This is a genomic window from Streptomyces sp. NPDC002004, assembly GCF_053593975.1.
This window is the reverse complement of record NZ_JBSFDP010000001.1, coordinates 20,255-34,619: the sequence shown is the minus strand read 5'-3', so window position 1 is coordinate 34,619 and position 14,365 is coordinate 20,255. Positions and strand designations below refer to the sequence as shown.

The 14,365-nt window shown below is 69.1% G+C and carries 12 protein-coding genes and 1 riboswitch; of the genes, 10 read left to right on the top strand and 2 right to left on the bottom strand.

The annotated features are described in order from the left end of the window. Positions 1-154: 154 nt before the first annotated feature. The gene (locus ACWCP6_RS00150) at positions 155-1,534 is read right to left on the bottom strand and encodes an aminotransferase class V-fold PLP-dependent enzyme (RefSeq protein WP_450930026.1); all 1,380 of its coding nucleotides are present in this window, start codon (positions 1,532-1,534) and stop codon (positions 155-157) included. A 271-nt stretch (positions 1,535-1,805) separates the two neighbouring features. Between ACWCP6_RS00150 and ctaC the strand changes: the two genes are divergently transcribed. From ctaC to ACWCP6_RS00130, 4 genes are all read left to right on the top strand, one after another. After that, positions 1,806-2,765, top strand: coding sequence for an aa3-type cytochrome oxidase subunit II (ctaC, locus tag ACWCP6_RS00145; protein WP_450930025.1), 960 nt, complete (start codon positions 1,806-1,808; stop codon positions 2,763-2,765). After that, positions 2,762-4,495, top strand: coding sequence for an aa3-type cytochrome oxidase subunit I (ctaD, locus tag ACWCP6_RS00140; protein WP_450930024.1), 1,734 nt, complete (start codon positions 2,762-2,764; stop codon positions 4,493-4,495). The genes ctaC and ctaD overlap by 4 nt, the downstream gene beginning before the upstream one ends. Next, positions 4,492-4,890: a cytochrome c oxidase subunit 4 gene (locus ACWCP6_RS00135; RefSeq protein WP_450930023.1), complete on the top strand. Its 399-nt coding sequence runs from the start codon at positions 4,492-4,494 to the stop codon at positions 4,888-4,890. The genes ctaD and ACWCP6_RS00135 overlap by 4 nt, the downstream gene beginning before the upstream one ends. A gap of 252 nt (positions 4,891-5,142) precedes the next feature. Beyond that, positions 5,143-6,393 carry an Ig-like domain-containing protein gene (locus tag ACWCP6_RS00130; protein ID WP_450930022.1) on the top strand — a complete coding sequence of 417 codons (1,251 nt, stop codon included), beginning with the start codon at positions 5,143-5,145 and terminating at the stop codon, positions 6,391-6,393. 10 nt (positions 6,394-6,403) lie between these two features. Here the strand turns inward: ACWCP6_RS00130 and ACWCP6_RS00125 are convergent, their stop codons facing one another. Beyond that, the gene (locus tag ACWCP6_RS00125) at positions 6,404-6,805 is read right to left on the bottom strand and encodes a hypothetical protein (protein ID WP_450930021.1); all 402 of its coding nucleotides are present in this window, start codon (positions 6,803-6,805) and stop codon (positions 6,404-6,406) included. Positions 6,806-6,984: 179 nt separating this feature from the next. Between ACWCP6_RS00125 and ctaE the strand changes: the two genes are divergently transcribed. The 6 genes from ctaE (at position 6,985) to ACWCP6_RS00095 (ending at position 14,296) form a co-directional block, all read left to right on the top strand. Further along, entirely contained in the window at positions 6,985-7,605 is a 621-nt protein-coding gene (ctaE, locus tag ACWCP6_RS00120) for an aa3-type cytochrome oxidase subunit III (protein ID WP_450930020.1), read from the top strand. A gap of 86 nt (positions 7,606-7,691) precedes the next feature. Next, positions 7,692-8,501: a cytochrome bc1 complex diheme cytochrome c subunit gene (gene qcrC / locus ACWCP6_RS00115; protein WP_450930019.1), complete on the top strand. Its 810-nt coding sequence runs from the start codon at positions 7,692-7,694 to the stop codon at positions 8,499-8,501. Continuing rightward, a complete protein-coding gene (gene qcrA / locus ACWCP6_RS00110) occupies positions 8,498-9,550 on the top strand; it encodes a cytochrome bc1 complex Rieske iron-sulfur subunit (protein ID WP_450930018.1) in 1,053 nt (350 codons plus the stop codon). Before qcrC ends, qcrA begins: the two co-directional genes overlap by 4 nt. Further along, the gene (gene qcrB, locus ACWCP6_RS00105; RefSeq protein ID WP_450930017.1) at positions 9,547-11,184 is read left to right on the top strand and encodes a cytochrome bc1 complex cytochrome b subunit; all 1,638 of its coding nucleotides are present in this window, start codon (positions 9,547-9,549) and stop codon (positions 11,182-11,184) included. The genes qcrA and qcrB overlap by 4 nt, the downstream gene beginning before the upstream one ends. Before the next feature lie 144 nt (positions 11,185-11,328). Next, complete coding sequence (trpD, locus tag ACWCP6_RS00100; RefSeq protein ID WP_450930016.1) at positions 11,329-12,393, top strand: anthranilate phosphoribosyltransferase; 1,065 nt, start codon at positions 11,329-11,331, stop codon at positions 12,391-12,393. A gap of 135 nt (positions 12,394-12,528) precedes the next feature. Next, a riboswitch (SAM riboswitch) is annotated at positions 12,529-12,645 on the top strand. A 214-nt stretch (positions 12,646-12,859) separates the two neighbouring features. Beyond that, positions 12,860-14,296 carry an aminotransferase class V-fold PLP-dependent enzyme gene (locus ACWCP6_RS00095; RefSeq protein WP_450930015.1) on the top strand — a complete coding sequence of 479 codons (1,437 nt, stop codon included), beginning with the start codon at positions 12,860-12,862 and terminating at the stop codon, positions 14,294-14,296. Positions 14,297-14,365: the final 69 nt, after the last annotated feature.

The window sequence follows — 14,365 nt, the reverse complement described above, 5'->3', positions numbered from 1 at the left end:
AGCAGGCGGCGCACCCGCCCGAGCGCCGCAGGCTGCGTGGCGGTCCCCAGCCACCACCAACGACCGGCGCACCCCCGCGCCCCGCGCCCGAGCGCTGCGCACCCCCGCGCCCGCGCCCCGCGGCCGAGCGCTGCGCAGGCCGGCCGCCCAAGGCCTACGCGCGGCGGCGGACCACGTACGCCGTGCCTCCCGGGGCCGGGGATTCCCCCACGAACTCCTGCCCCCGCATCTCGCACCACGCCGGAATGTCCAGCCGTGCCGCCTCGTCGTCCGACAGGACGGTCACCGTCGCGCCGGGCGCCACGTCACCGATGACCTTGGCGAGCTCGATCACGGGGACCGGGCAGCGCTTGCCCAGGGCGTCCACCACGAGCGACGCGGCCTCCTCGCGGGGCGGCGGCGCCACCGGCGCGTCCAGCTGCCGGCGCACGGAGGCGACCACACCGGGCAGCACGTCGAGGAAGCGGTCCACGTCGTCCCCGTCCGTGCCGAGCGGCAGCGACACCCTGACGTTGCCGGAGCTCAGCACCCCCATGGCCTTGAGCACATGGCTCGGGGTGAGCGTGCTGCTCGTGCAGGACGAGCCCGAGGAGACCGAGAAGCCCGCCCGGTCGAGCTCGTGGAGGACGGTCTCGCCGTCGACGTAGAGACAGGAGAAGGTGACCAGATGGGGGAGGCGCCGGACCGGGTCGCCCACCACTTCGACGTCCGGCACCAGCTCGGGCACCCTCGCCCGGATCCGCTCGGTCAGCTCCCGCAGGCGCCCCGCCTCCTCCGCCGCCTCGGCCCGCACCGCCCGCAGCGCGGCCGCCGCCGCGACGATCGCCGGAATGTTCTCGAACCCGGGGGCCCGCCCGGACTCCCGCTCGTCGAGAGGCCCTTGGGCCGCGTATCGCACACCCTTGCGCACGGCGAGCAGACCGACCCCCGCAGGACCGCCCCATTTGTGCGCACTCGCGGTGAGCAGCGACCAGTCGCCCGGCACCGGACCCCAGAGCAGGGACTGCGCCGCATCCACCAGCAGCGGCACCCCGGCCGCCCGGCAGACCTCGGCCACCTCGGCCACCGGCTGTTCCGTCCCCACCTCGTGGTTCGCCGACTGGAGGCACGCCAGCGCGGTGTCGGGGCGCAGGGCATCCGTATACGCGCCGGGCGTGACGGCGCCCTCCCGCGACACCGGCACCCGGGTCACCGTCCCGCCGCCCGCCTCGTGCAGCTCCGCCGCATGCAGCACCGACGAGTGTTCGACGGAGGACACCACCAGGTGACGTCCGGCCCGGCGCCTGCCGGCCAGCGCGCCCGCGACACCGGTGTGCACCGCCCGTGTGCCCGACGGGGTGAAGACCAGCTCGTCCGGGCGGCAGCCGACCGCGTCCGCCGCGGCCTCCCGCGCCGCGTCGAGGAGCAGCCGGGCCCGCCGCCCCTCGCGGTACAGGCGCGCGGGGTCGGCCCATCCCTCGTCGAGCGAGGCGGCCAGGGCCTGCCGGGCGACGGGGTGCAGCGGAGCGGAGGATGCGGCGTCGAAATAAGGCACGCTGCCACGCTAACCCCAAGCCGTGGAGGGGGTGTCAGAAGGCGCCCGGAGCTGGGCATTCCGGGAGGCTCCGGAGGGCCCGCAGCAGCGATCGGCACTCCTTCGGGGAGTCGGGCGGCGCGTTGGGCACCCTCCCCGCGCGACCCCAAATAGCGTCCAGTAGGGTTTGGTCCGCATAAACATCCAAACCCCTGCCCGACGCAGGGCGGCGACCGACCAGCGAGTAAGGCCGCAGCCGACCGCGCGGGCGAGACTCTCGGGAAGGCGCTACGTGAGTCCCAACGGCTCCGACCGCTCGTCGCGGCGCCCGATGCGGCGGAAGCTGCTGCAGGTGCTGACTGCGGGCCTGGTCCTTGCAACCGCCACCGGTTGCTCATACAAGGACTTTCCTCGCCTCGGTATGCCCAACCCCGCCACGGAGCAGGCTCCGACGATCCTCAGCCTCTGGCAGGGCTCGTGGGCGGCCGCGCTCGCCACGGGCGTGCTGGTGTGGGGTCTGATCATCTGGAGCGCCGTCTTCCACCGGCGCAGCCGCACCAAGGTCGAGGTGCCCGCCCAGACCCGGTACAACATGCCCATCGAGGCGCTGTACACCGTGGTCCCGCTCATCATCGTCTCGGTGCTCTTCTACTTCACCGCTCGTGATGAGTCGAAGCTGCTCTCCCTCTCCCCGAAGCCGGCCCACACGGTCAACGTGGTCGGCTACCAGTGGAGCTGGGGCTTCAACTACGTCGAGGACGTCCCCGGTTCCACCGGCAACGCCAAGACCGACGCGAACCTGGCCGGCATCCCGGACCGGTTCAAGAAGGACTTCCCGGCGAAGGCCGGCGGCGTGTACGAGTACGGCACGCCCGGCACGCGGAACCCGGACACGGGCAACCCCGGCCCGACCCTCTGGCTCCCCAAGGGCGAGACGGTCCGCTTCGTCCTGACCTCGCGTGACGTCATCCACTCCTTCTGGGTGGTGCCGTTCCTGATGAAGCAGGACGTCATTCCGGGCCACACCAACGCCTTCCAGGTGACCCCCAACAAGGAGGGCATCTTCATGGGCAAGTGTGCGGAGCTGTGCGGCCAGGACCACTCCCGCATGCTCTTCAACGTCAAGGTCGTCTCGCCGGCGGCCTACCAGGCTCACCTCAAGGCACTCGCGGCGAAGGGTCAGACCGGTTACATCCCGGCCGGTATCGCGCAGACCAGCCACGAAAAGAACCGGGAGACGAACAACCTGTGAGCATCCTCAACGAACCTCAGGGTGCCGCGGCGGACTCGTACGAGAACGAGATCCCCGTGCGGCGCAAGCAGCCCGGTAACGTCGTGGTCAAGTGGCTCACCACCACCGACCACAAGACCATCGGCACGCTGTATCTGGTCACGTCGTTCGCGTTCTTCTGCATTGGCGGTGTGCTGGCGCTGTTCATGCGCGCCGAGCTCGCCCGGCCGGGTCTGCAGATCATGTCGAACGAGCAGTTCAACCAGGCGTTCACGATGCACGGCACGATCATGCTGCTGATGTTCGCGACGCCGTTGTTCGCCGGGTTCACGAACTGGATCATGCCGCTGCAGATCGGTGCGCCGGACGTGGCGTTCCCGCGGCTGAACATGTTCGCCTACTGGCTCTACCTGTTCGGCTCGATGATCGCCGTGGGTGGCTTCCTCACCCCGGACGGTGCCGCCGACTTCGGCTGGTTCGCGTACTCGCCGCTGTCGGACGCGGTCCGCTCGCCGGGAATCGGCGCCGACATGTGGATCATGGGTCTGGCCTTCTCCGGCTTCGGCACCATCCTCGGCTCGGTCAACTTCATCACCACGATCATCTGCATGCGCGCTCCGGGCATGACGATGTTCCGTATGCCGATCTTCGTGTGGAACGTGCTGCTGACCGGTGTGCTGGTCCTGCTGGCCTTCCCGGTGCTGGCCGCCGCGCTGTTCGCCCTGGAGGCGGACCGCAAGTTCGGTGCGCATGTCTTCGACTCGGCCAACGGCGGGGCCCTGCTCTGGCAACACCTCTTCTGGTTCTTCGGCCATCCAGAGGTGTACATCATCGCGTTGCCCTTCTTCGGAATCATTTCCGAAGTCATCCCGGTGTTCTCACGCAAGCCGATGTTCGGCTACATGGGCCTGGTGGGCGCCACCATCGCGATCGCCGGTCTGTCCGTGACGGTGTGGGCGCACCACATGTACGTCACCGGTGGCGTGCTCCTGCCGTTCTTCTCCTTCATGACCTTCCTGATCGCGGTCCCGACCGGTGTGAAGTTCTTCAACTGGATCGGCACCATGTGGAAGGGATCACTGTCCTTCGAGACACCGATGCTGTGGGCCGTCGGCTTCCTGGTCACCTTCACCTTCGGCGGTCTGACCGGCGTCATCCTGGCCTCGCCCCCGATGGACTTCCACATCTCCGACTCGTACTTCGTGGTGGCGCACTTCCACTACGTCGTCTTCGGCACCGTGGTGTTCGCGATGTTCTCCGGCTTCCACTTCTGGTGGCCGAAGTTCACGGGCAAGATGCTGGACGAGCGCCTCGGCAAGATCACCTTCTGGACGCTGTTCGTGGGCTTCCACGGCACGTTCCTGGTGCAGCACTGGCTGGGCGCCGAGGGCATGCCGCGCCGGTACGCCGACTACCTGGCGGCCGACGGCTTCACCACCCTCAACACCATCTCGACCATCAGCTCCTTCCTGCTGGGCCTGTCGATCCTGCCGTTCCTCTACAACGTCTGGAAGACCGCCAAGTACGGCAAGCCGGTCGGCGTGGACGACCCGTGGGGCTACGGCCGTTCGCTCGAGTGGGCGACGTCCTGCCCGCCGCCGCGGCACAACTTCCTCACTCTGCCGCGGATCCGCAGCGAATCCCCGGCGTTCGACCTGCACCACCCCGAGATCGTGGCTCTGGAGGAGCTCGGTCACGGCGGTCACGGTGCCAGCGTGCTCACCACCGGTGAGAAGGAGGCCGGCAAGTGAAGATCCAGGGCAAGATGTTCATCTGGCTGAGCGTCTTCGTCCTCGTCATGGCGATCGTCTATGGCGTGTGGTCGAAGGAGCCGGCCGGTACCACCGCGCTGTTCCTGGCCTTCGGCCTGTGCATCATGATCGGCTACTACCTGGCCTTCACGGCCCGGCGGGTCGACGCGGGCGCACAGGACAACAAGGAGGCCGAGGTCTCGGACGACGCCGGCGAGCTCGGGTTCTTCAGCCCGCACAGCTGGCAGCCGCTCGCGCTCGGCACCGGTGGCGCGCTCGCCTTCATGGGCGTCGTCTTCGGCTGGTGGCTGCTCTACTTCTCCGCGCCGGTCATCCTGATCGGTCTGTGGGGCTGGGTCTTCGAGTACTACCGCGGTGAGAACCGCACCCAGTAGCGCACGCTGAGGCAGCACGGGGGAGCCCGGTCACTCCGAACGGAGTGACCGGGCTCCCCTTTTGCATGCCGCGCGACATCCGCCGCGGTCGTGTTCTCCTGTCCCGTGTCCCGTGTCCCGTGTCCCGTGTGCGGGAGCCGTGCGGGGCGGTGCGGCGGCTCGCAGGGGCGGTGCGGGCCCTGTCCTCCGGTACGGCCCCCCGAACGGCTCTCTCACCGCGCTGCACCGCGGGAACGTCCATAGCGTTGACGCATGAGCCACACTCCGCGCCTGCACACGGTACTGAGCTGCACCTTGCTGGTGGCCGCCCTCGGAGCGGGCGCCACGGCCTGTGACGGCTCCGAACGCCCGCTCTCGCTCAAGCCGTACGATGCGGCGTCCCAGATCGCCTTCAACGGCCCTGTGAACGGCCGGAAGGCGGACCCGGACAAGCCTCTCGAGGTCACCTCCCGTACCGGCGACGGACGGATCACCGACGTGACCGTCGCCGACGCGCACGGCCGGTACCTCGCCGGTGCGATGTCCGCCGATGGCAAGCGCTGGCACAGCACCGTGCCCCTCGCGGCGAACGAGCACTACACGGTGACCATCAGCACCGAGGACGACCACGCGGCACCCGGCCGCAAGGTCTACGCGTTCGACACCGCGGCCCCCAAGAAGAAGAAGACCGTTAAGGTCACCTTCATCCCCGACTCCGGTCAGTACGGGGTCGGTCAGCCCGTCGTCGCCGAACTCGACCAGCCCATCAAGGACAAGGCCGCCCGCCGGGTCATCGAGAACGGCCTGAAGGTGCAGTCCACACCGGCCGTGCGGGGCGCCTGGTACTGGGTCGACGACAAGCACCTGCACTACCGCCCCGAGGAGTACTGGCCCGCCCACGCCACCGTCCGGGCCACCAGCAACCTGGAGGGCATCAAGATCAACGACCGGCTGTGGGGCGAGACCTCCAAAGCGGTGAAGATGACCATCGGCGACAAACTCGTCGCCATCACCGACGCCGCCACGCACCGGATGAAGGTCTACCGCAACGACAAGGAGATCAACGACATCCCCGTCACCACCGGCAAGCCGGGCTACGAGACCCGCAACGGCATCAAGGTGATCCTGGACAAGGAGTACTTCGTACGGATGCGCAGCGAGACCGTCGACATCGGCGGCTCCGAGTCCTACGACCTGCCGGTCTACTACGCCACCCGGGTGACCTGGAGCGGCGAGTTCGTCCACGCCGCACCCTGGTCGGTCGGTGACCAGGGGTACGCGAACGTCAGCCACGGCTGCACCGGCATGAGCACCAGCAACGCCGCCTGGTTCTTCAACAACGTCCGCGAGGGCGACGTCGTCAAGGTCGTCAACAGCAACGGGGACGAGATGGCCCCGTTCAGCAACGGCTACGGCGACTGGAACCTCACCTGGGCCACCTGGCGCAAGGGCAGCTCCCTGCCCGCCGGCACCGTGAACGTCCCCAACCAGGCCGATCAGGCGCGGCTGCAGCCCGAGGTGTGAGACGGGCCGGTCAGGCGTCCACGGACAGCCGGGAGCGCAGCAGACGGGCCAGCGCGTCGGCGAACTCCACGGGGTCCACGGGCAGGGTCACCGCGGCGTCCGCCCGGCTCCAGGTCGCCAGCCACGCGTCCTGCGGGCGGCCCATGAGCAGCAGCACGGGCGGACAGCGGAAGATCTCGTCCTTGATCTGCCGGCAGACGCCCATACCGCCCGCGGGCGCCGCCTCCCCGTCCAGCACACAGACGTCGATGCCGCCCCGGTCCAGCTCCTTGAGGACCGCAGGGAGCGTCGCGCACTCGACGAACTCGACCGGGGGAAGGTCCGGGGCGGGCCTGCGGCCGGCCGCCAGCCGCACCTGCTCGCGGGTGCTCGCGTTGTCGCTGTAGAGCAGCACCGTTGCGGTCGGTCGCATTGTTCCTCCGCGTCGTTGGTCGGGAACTCCGGGGTACCGATGCGGCGGATGCTACTCCTTCGCACACCTCGTCAACAGCGGTTCGGACACCGCTTCGATGGGCCATACGGGCTGGACACGGCCCATGGACACTCCGAACGGCACCCCCCGGAGTGAGCGCCACATAAGCGACCGACATAATGTCGGTCGTGGCGACAGCAACGACAGTAGAAACCGGGCACGCGCACCCGTCGGTCAATCGGCCGAACCTCACCAGCGTCGGAACCATCATCTGGCTGAGTTCCGAGCTGATGTTCTTCGCGGCCCTCTTCGCGATGTACTTCACCCTGCGATCGGTGACAGGGGCCGCGCACTGGAAGGCGATGGCCGACCATCTGAACTTCCCGTTCTCGGCGACGAACACCACGATCCTGGTGCTTTCCTCCCTCACCTGCCAGCTCGGCGTCTTCGCCGCCGAGCGCGGTGACGTCAGAAAGCTCCGGGCGTGGTTCATCGTCACCTTCATCATGGGCGCGATCTTCATCGGCGGTCAGGTCTTCGAGTACACCAGCCTGGTCAAGGAGGACGGCCTCTCGCTGTCCTCGGACCCGTACGGTTCGGTGTTCTACCTGACCACCGGCTTCCACGGCCTGCACGTGACAGGCGGTCTCATCGCCTTCCTGCTGGTCCTCGGCCGCACCTACGCGGCCCGGAGGTTCACCCATGAGCAGGCGACCGCCGCCATCGTCGTGTCCTACTACTGGCACTTCGTCGACGTCGTCTGGATCGGCCTCTTCGCCACGATCTACATGATCAAGTAATCGGGCACGTATCCGATCAGTCGGGCGATGCGCCCGACCCACATCCAGAAGCATCGACGCAGAAGATCCTGACACCGGGGTAATCCGTGAAAAAGCTCTCCGCACGACGACGCCATCCGCTGGCGGCGGTCGTCGTCCTACTCCTCGCGCTGGCGGCCACCGGGGGGCTGTACGCCGCGTTCGCGCCGGCGGACAGGGCGCAGGCCGATACAACCGCCCAGTCCCTCTCCATCGAAGAGGGCAAGAAGCTCTTCGCCGTCGGCTGCGCCAGCTGCCACGGTGTCGGTGGTCAGGGCACCTCCGACGGCCCCAGCCTGGTGGGCGTCGGCGCAGCCGCGGTCGACTTCCAGGTCGGCACCGGCCGTATGCCGCTGCAGCAGCAGGGCGCGCAGGCCCCGCGCAAGAAGGTCATCTACACGCAGGACCAGATCGACCAGCTCGCGGCGTACATCGCCTCGCTCGGCGCCGGCCCGGCCGTGCCGACGAAGAACCAGTACAGCCCCGCGGGCGCGGACATGGCTCATGGCGGTGAGCTCTTCCGTACCAACTGCGCGCAGTGCCACAACTTCACCGGTAAGGGTGGCGCCCTGACGCACGGGAAGTACGCCCCGACGCTCGAGGGCGTCGACCCCAAGCACATCTACGAGGCCATGCAGACCGGCCCGCAGAACATGCCCTCCTTCCCGGAAACGACGATGCCCGAGAAGGACAAGAAGGACCTCATCGCTTACCTCCAGGCCGTCGACAGCTCCCAGACCACCAACCCCGGTGGCCTCGAGCTGGGCGGCATCGGACCGGTCAGCGAGGGCCTCTTCGCGTGGATCTTCGGACTCGGCGCCGCGATCGTCATCGCTGTCTGGGTCGCAGCTCGGACCGCAAAGGCCAAGAAGTCATGAGTAGCCAAGACATTCCAGAAGAGAACCTGCCCGTCGCGCAGGACGCCGCCCACACCGGCGTAGCGGTCAAGGACGATCCGTTCGCGGACCCGGGCCTTCCGCCCCACGAGCACCGCATCCAGGACATCGACGAGCGGGCCGCCAAGCGCTCCGAGCGCACGGTCGCCCTGCTGTTCACGGTCTCCATGCTGTCCACCGTCGGGTTCATCGCGTCCTACGTGACGATCCCGAAGGACCGGGACATCTTCGTCTTCCCGGTCGGTCACATGAGCGCGCTGAACCTCGCGCTCGGTATGACCCTCGGCCTGGCGCTGTTCTGCATCGGTGCCGGCGCGGTCCACTGGGCCCGCACGCTGATGTCGGACGTCGAGGTGGCGGACGACCGTCACCCGATCGAGGCCGCGCCGGACGTCAAGGCCAAGGTCATGGCCGACTTCAGGGCGGGTGCCGAGGAGTCCGCGATCGGCCGTCGCAAGCTGATCCGCACCACGATGGTGGGCGCGCTCGGCCTGGTGCCGCTGTCCGGCCTCTTCCTGCTGCGCGACCTCGGTCCGCTGCCGGGCGACAGCCTGCGCCACACCGCGTGGTCCAAGGGCAAGCTGATCGTGAACATGAACACGAACCAGCCGCTGCGCGCCTCGGACATCCCGGTCGGTTCGCTGACCTTCGCCAAGCCCGAGGGCCTCGAGGAGACCAACCCCGAGTTCCAGGAGGAGATCGCCAAGGCCGCCCTGATGCTCGTCCGGATCGCTCCGGAGAACATCAAGGACAAGCGCGAGCTCGACTGGTCGCACCAGGGCATCGTGGCGTACTCGAAGATCTGCACCCACGTGGGTTGCCCGATCTCCCTCTACGAGCAGCAGACGCACCACGTCCTCTGCCCGTGCCACCAGTCCACCTTCGACCTCTCCGACGGTGCCCGGGTCATCTTCGGTCCGGCCGGTCACGCCCTGCCGCAGCTGCAGATCGGCGTCAACTCGGACGGTTACCTCGAGGCGCTCGGCGACTTCGCAGAGCCCGTCGGTCCTGCCTTCTGGGAGCGCGGATGAGCACTACGACGAACACCGGCACCGACTCACGCCGCAAGGCGCCCGCCGGCGAGCGGGTGGCGGACTGGGCGGACGGCCGGCTGGGGATCTACTCCCTGGCGAAGTCCAACATGCGCAAGATCTTCCCGGACCACTGGTCCTTCATGCTGGGTGAGGTCGCGCTCTACAGCTTCATCATCATCATCCTCACGGGTGTGTATCTGACGCTGTTCTTCCACCCGTCGATGAACGAGGTGGTGTACGACGGCAGCTACACCCCGCTCCAGGGTCAGCTGATGTCGGAGGCGTTCAACTCGACGCTGCACATCAGCTTCGACGTCCGCGGCGGTCTGCTCATCCGGCAGATCCACCACTGGGCGGCGCTGATCTTCCTCGCGGCCATGTTCGTGCACATGATGCGCGTCTTCTTCACGGGTGCGTTCCGCAAGCCGCGCGAGATCAACTGGCTGTTCGGCTTCCTGCTGTTCGTCCTGGGCATGTTCACCGGCTTCACCGGTTACTCGCTCCCGGACGACCTGCTCTCCGGCACCGGTGTCCGCTTCATGGAGGGCGCGATCCTGTCCGTGCCGATCGTCGGCACGTACCTGTCGTTCTTCCTGTTCGGCGGCCAGTTCCCGGGCCACGACTTCGTGGCGCGCTTCTACTCGATCCACATCCTGCTGCTGCCGGGCATCATGCTCGGCCTCGTGGTGGCGCACCTGATCCTGGTCTTCTACCACAAGCACACGCAGTTCGCGGGTCCCGGCAAGACCAACAACAACGTGGTCGGCATGCCGCTGCTCCCGGTCTACATGGCCAAGGCCGGAGGCTTCTTCTTCCTGGTCTTCGGTCTGATCGCGGTCATCGCGGCGATCGCCCAGATCAACCCGATCTGGGCCATGGGCCCGTACCGGCCGGACCAGGTGTCCACCGGCGCCCAGCCCGACTGGTACATGGGCTTCGCCGAGGGTCTGATCCGCTTCATGCCCGGCTGGGAGATCAACTTCTGGGGTCACACGCTCGTCCTGGGCGTCTTCATCCCGCTGGTGCTCTTCCCGTTGGTCCTGGCCCTGATCGCGATCTGGCCGTTCCTGGAGTCCTGGGCCACCGGCGACAAGCGCGAGCACCACATCCTGGACCGCCCGCGCAACGCCCCGACCCGTACGGCCTTCGGTGTCGCCTGGGTGACGGCGTACATGGTCATGCTGGTCGGTGGTGGAAACGACCTCTGGGCCACGCACTTCCACCTGTCGATCAACGCGATCACGTGGTTCGTCCGGATCTTCTTCTTCGTCGGCCCGGTCATCGGGTTCGTCCTGACGAAGCGGATCTGCCTGGGTCTCCAGCGCCGCGACAAGGAGAAGGTGCTGCACGGCCGCGAGACCGGCATCATCAAGCGCCTGCCGCACGGTGAGTTCATCGAGGTCCACGAGCCGCTCGACCAGGAGCAGCTGCACACGCTGACCGCGCACGAGCAGTACAAGCCGCTCGAGCTCGGCCCGGAGGTCGACGAGAACGGCGTGGAGCGCAAGATCCCCGCCACGCAGAAGCTCAAGGCCAAGCTCTCCGAGAACCTGTACGGAGAGGGGAACCAGATCCCCAAGCCGACGGTGGAGGAGTACAAGGAGATCACCAGCGGCCACGGCCACCACTGATGTCCTGACCCAACAGGTCGCCACGGCAGGAGCCCCGTCCATTGCATGGACGGGGCTCTTTGCCGTACCGGGACCTGGATAGGGTGGAGGCACCGGATACGTACGGGATGCGTACCCGGCACGGAGACGACCCAGGAGCGGCATATGAGCGCTGTGACCCCCGCTGGAGGCGACACCGCGGCGGGCCGTTCCTGGCCCCAGGTACTGGACTCGCTGCTGACCGGGCACGACCAGAGCGCGGACGCCACCGCCTGGGCGATGGACCGGATCCTGAGGGGCGAGGCCACGGACGCGCAGATCGCCGGGTTCGTGGTGGCACTGCGTGCCAAGGGGGAGACCGTCGAGGAGATCTCCGGGCTGGTCCGCACCATGTACGCGCACGCGAGGACCATCGACGTGCCCGGCCCGAGCGTCGACATCGTCGGTACGGGCGGCGACGGCGCCAAGACCGTCAACATCTCCACGATGTCGGCGATCGTCGTCGCCGGCACCGGTGCGCGGGTCGTCAAGCACGGCAACCGCGCAGCATCGAGCGCGTCCGGCGCCTCGGACGTCCTGGAGAAGCTGGGCGTCAACCTCGATCTGACCCCCCAGCGGGTCGTCGAGGTGGCCGAGGAGGCGGGGATCACCTTCTGCTTCGCGGTGAAGTTCCACCCCGCGCTGCGTCATGTGGCGCTCGCGCGCAAGGAGTTGGGGATCCGGACCGTCTTCAACTTCCTCGGCCCGCTGACGAACCCGGCCCGGGTGAAGACGCAGGCGACCGGGGTCGCCGACGCCCGTATGGCGCCCATCGTGGCCGGTGTGCTCGCCGACCGCGGCTCCTCCGCACTGGTCTTCCGCGGCGACGACGGCCTGGACGAGCTCACCACCACGGCGACCTCCAAGGTATGGGTGGTCCGCGACGGGGCGGTGGCCGAGCAGCACTTCGACCCTCGGGACGTGGGGATCGAGCTGGTGCCGGTCGAGGCGCTCCGCGGCGCCGACGCCTCCCACAACGCCGATGTGGCCAGACGTCTGCTCTCCGGCGAGACGGGCCCGGTGCGCGACGCCGTGCTGCTGAACTCGGCGGCGGCCCTGGTCGCCCTCCACCCCACCGACGAGCCCCTGGCGGACCAGCTCCGCGCCGGGATCGCCCGCGCCGCCGAGTCCATCGACTCGGGCGCGGCCAAGCGGGTCCTGGACCGCTGGGTGCGGGCCAGCAACGCATAGGGGACTTCCCGTCCCACGGATCAACGCGCCCGGCGCACCGCCCCGCAGGGGGTTCGCGGTGCGCCGGAGCGCCGACGTCCCGGCATCCGGACACGAGTTGCACCGCGACGATCAGCTCGCGTAGGTTTTTCGGCAGGTCATGAGTGACAGCGACACGGCCCCGGCCCGCTGTCCGGCAACCCTCCGTCCGTGGCGGGGTGCCCCGGGTGAAGACCAGGTCGCAGGCAGCAAGGCCTGCGGCAAGCGCGGACCCCTTGCAGTCCCTGGGGTCCTGGCCTCGAGGGAGCTGTCTCCGTGAGCAAGCGAATGCGCTAGGGCCGTCGGCCCCTTTCCCGTCCCACCTCCGCACGAGCGCGTCCCATGACGCCGTGCGTCGAGGTCCCCCCCGTGCCGTGAAGGCGTGTCACGCCGTACCCGCGCCGGGGTCCCCCAGCCATTTCGCCTTGTCCCGCCGGGAGATACCGCCATGTCCGCATGCCCGAACACCGCCGTCGCCACTGCCACCGCCGCCGCCCCCTGCTGTGCCACCGCACCGCTGCCCGTCCTGGGCCGGGACGTCACCGTGCCGCTCGTGACCGGCGGCGAGGTCACCTACGCGGCACTGGACTACGCCGCCAGCGCGCCCGCCCTGCAGCGCGTCTGGGACGACGTCGCCGCGTACGCCCCGTACTACGGCAGCGTGCACCGCGGCGCCGGATACCTCTCCCAGCTGTCCACCGACCTGTTCGAGAACGCCCGGAAGACCGTCGCCGGGTTCCTCGGCTGCCGCGCCGACGACCAGGTGGTCTTCACCCGGTCGACCACCGACTCGCTGAACCTGCTCGCCGCGGCCCTTCCGGCCGGCTGCCGGGTCTTCGTCTTCGAGACCGAGCACCACGCCTCGCTGCTGCCGTGGCGGGACGCCCGGGTGACGTACCTCGACGCCCCCCGTACGCCCGGCGACGCCGTGCGCACGCTGGAGCGCGCCCTCGCCGAGCACGAGGGCTCCTCCCCGGGGTCCCCGCTCCGTCCGGGCGGCGGACGCCCGGACGGCCCGGCGCTGGTCTGCGTCACCGGCGCCTCGAACGTCACCGGTGAGCTGTGGCCGGTCCGGGAGCTGGCCGCCGTCGCCCACGCGCACGGCGCCCGGATCGTCCTCGACGCCGCCCAGCTCGCCCCGCACCACCCCGTGGACATCGCCGGCCTGGACGTCGACTGGGTCGCCTTCTCCGGGCACAAGCTGTACGCACCCTTCGGCTCCGGTGTCCTCGCCGGCCGCGCCGACTGGCTGCGCGCCGCCGAGCCCTACCTGGCGGGCGGCGGCGCCAGCCGCACGGTGGCGCGGCGTGCCGACGGCGGCGTCGACGTGGAGTGGCACGAGACGGCCGCCCGCCATGAGGCAGGTTCGCCGAACGTCATCGGCGCCTATGCGGTCGCGTCCGCCTGCAAGGCGCTCACCGAGGCGGGCTTCGACGCCCTCGTCGCCCGTGAGCAGGACCTGATCGCGAAGGTGCGCACCGGACTCGCCGCGATTCCCCAGGTCAAGGTGTTGTCGCTGTTCGGCGACGACGCGCCCAGGGTCGGCGTCATCTCGTTCGTCGTCGAGGGCTGGAACAGCTCCCACTTCGCCGCGGCGCTCTCCGCCGAGTACGGCATCGGCGTGCGCGACGGCCTGTTCTGCGCCCACCCGCTGCTCCGTACGCTGCTCGGCGGCGAGCCCGACGAGCCGGGGGAGTGCGGCGCCCCCGAGGCCGCACCCGGCACGCCGTCCCTCAACGCGATCCGGGTGAGTTTCGGTGCCGGCACGCCCGACGAGCACGTGGAGCGGTTCGTCCGTGCCGTCGGCGAGCTCGTGAGCGACGGCGCCCGCTGGACGTACCGCACCGAGGACGGCCGCTGCGTGCCCGACACGGCGGCGCACTGACCCCGGACACGCAGGAGCCCCCGGTCGTCCTGCCGGGGGCTCCGTGCTGCCCGTACGGACCCGTGCCGC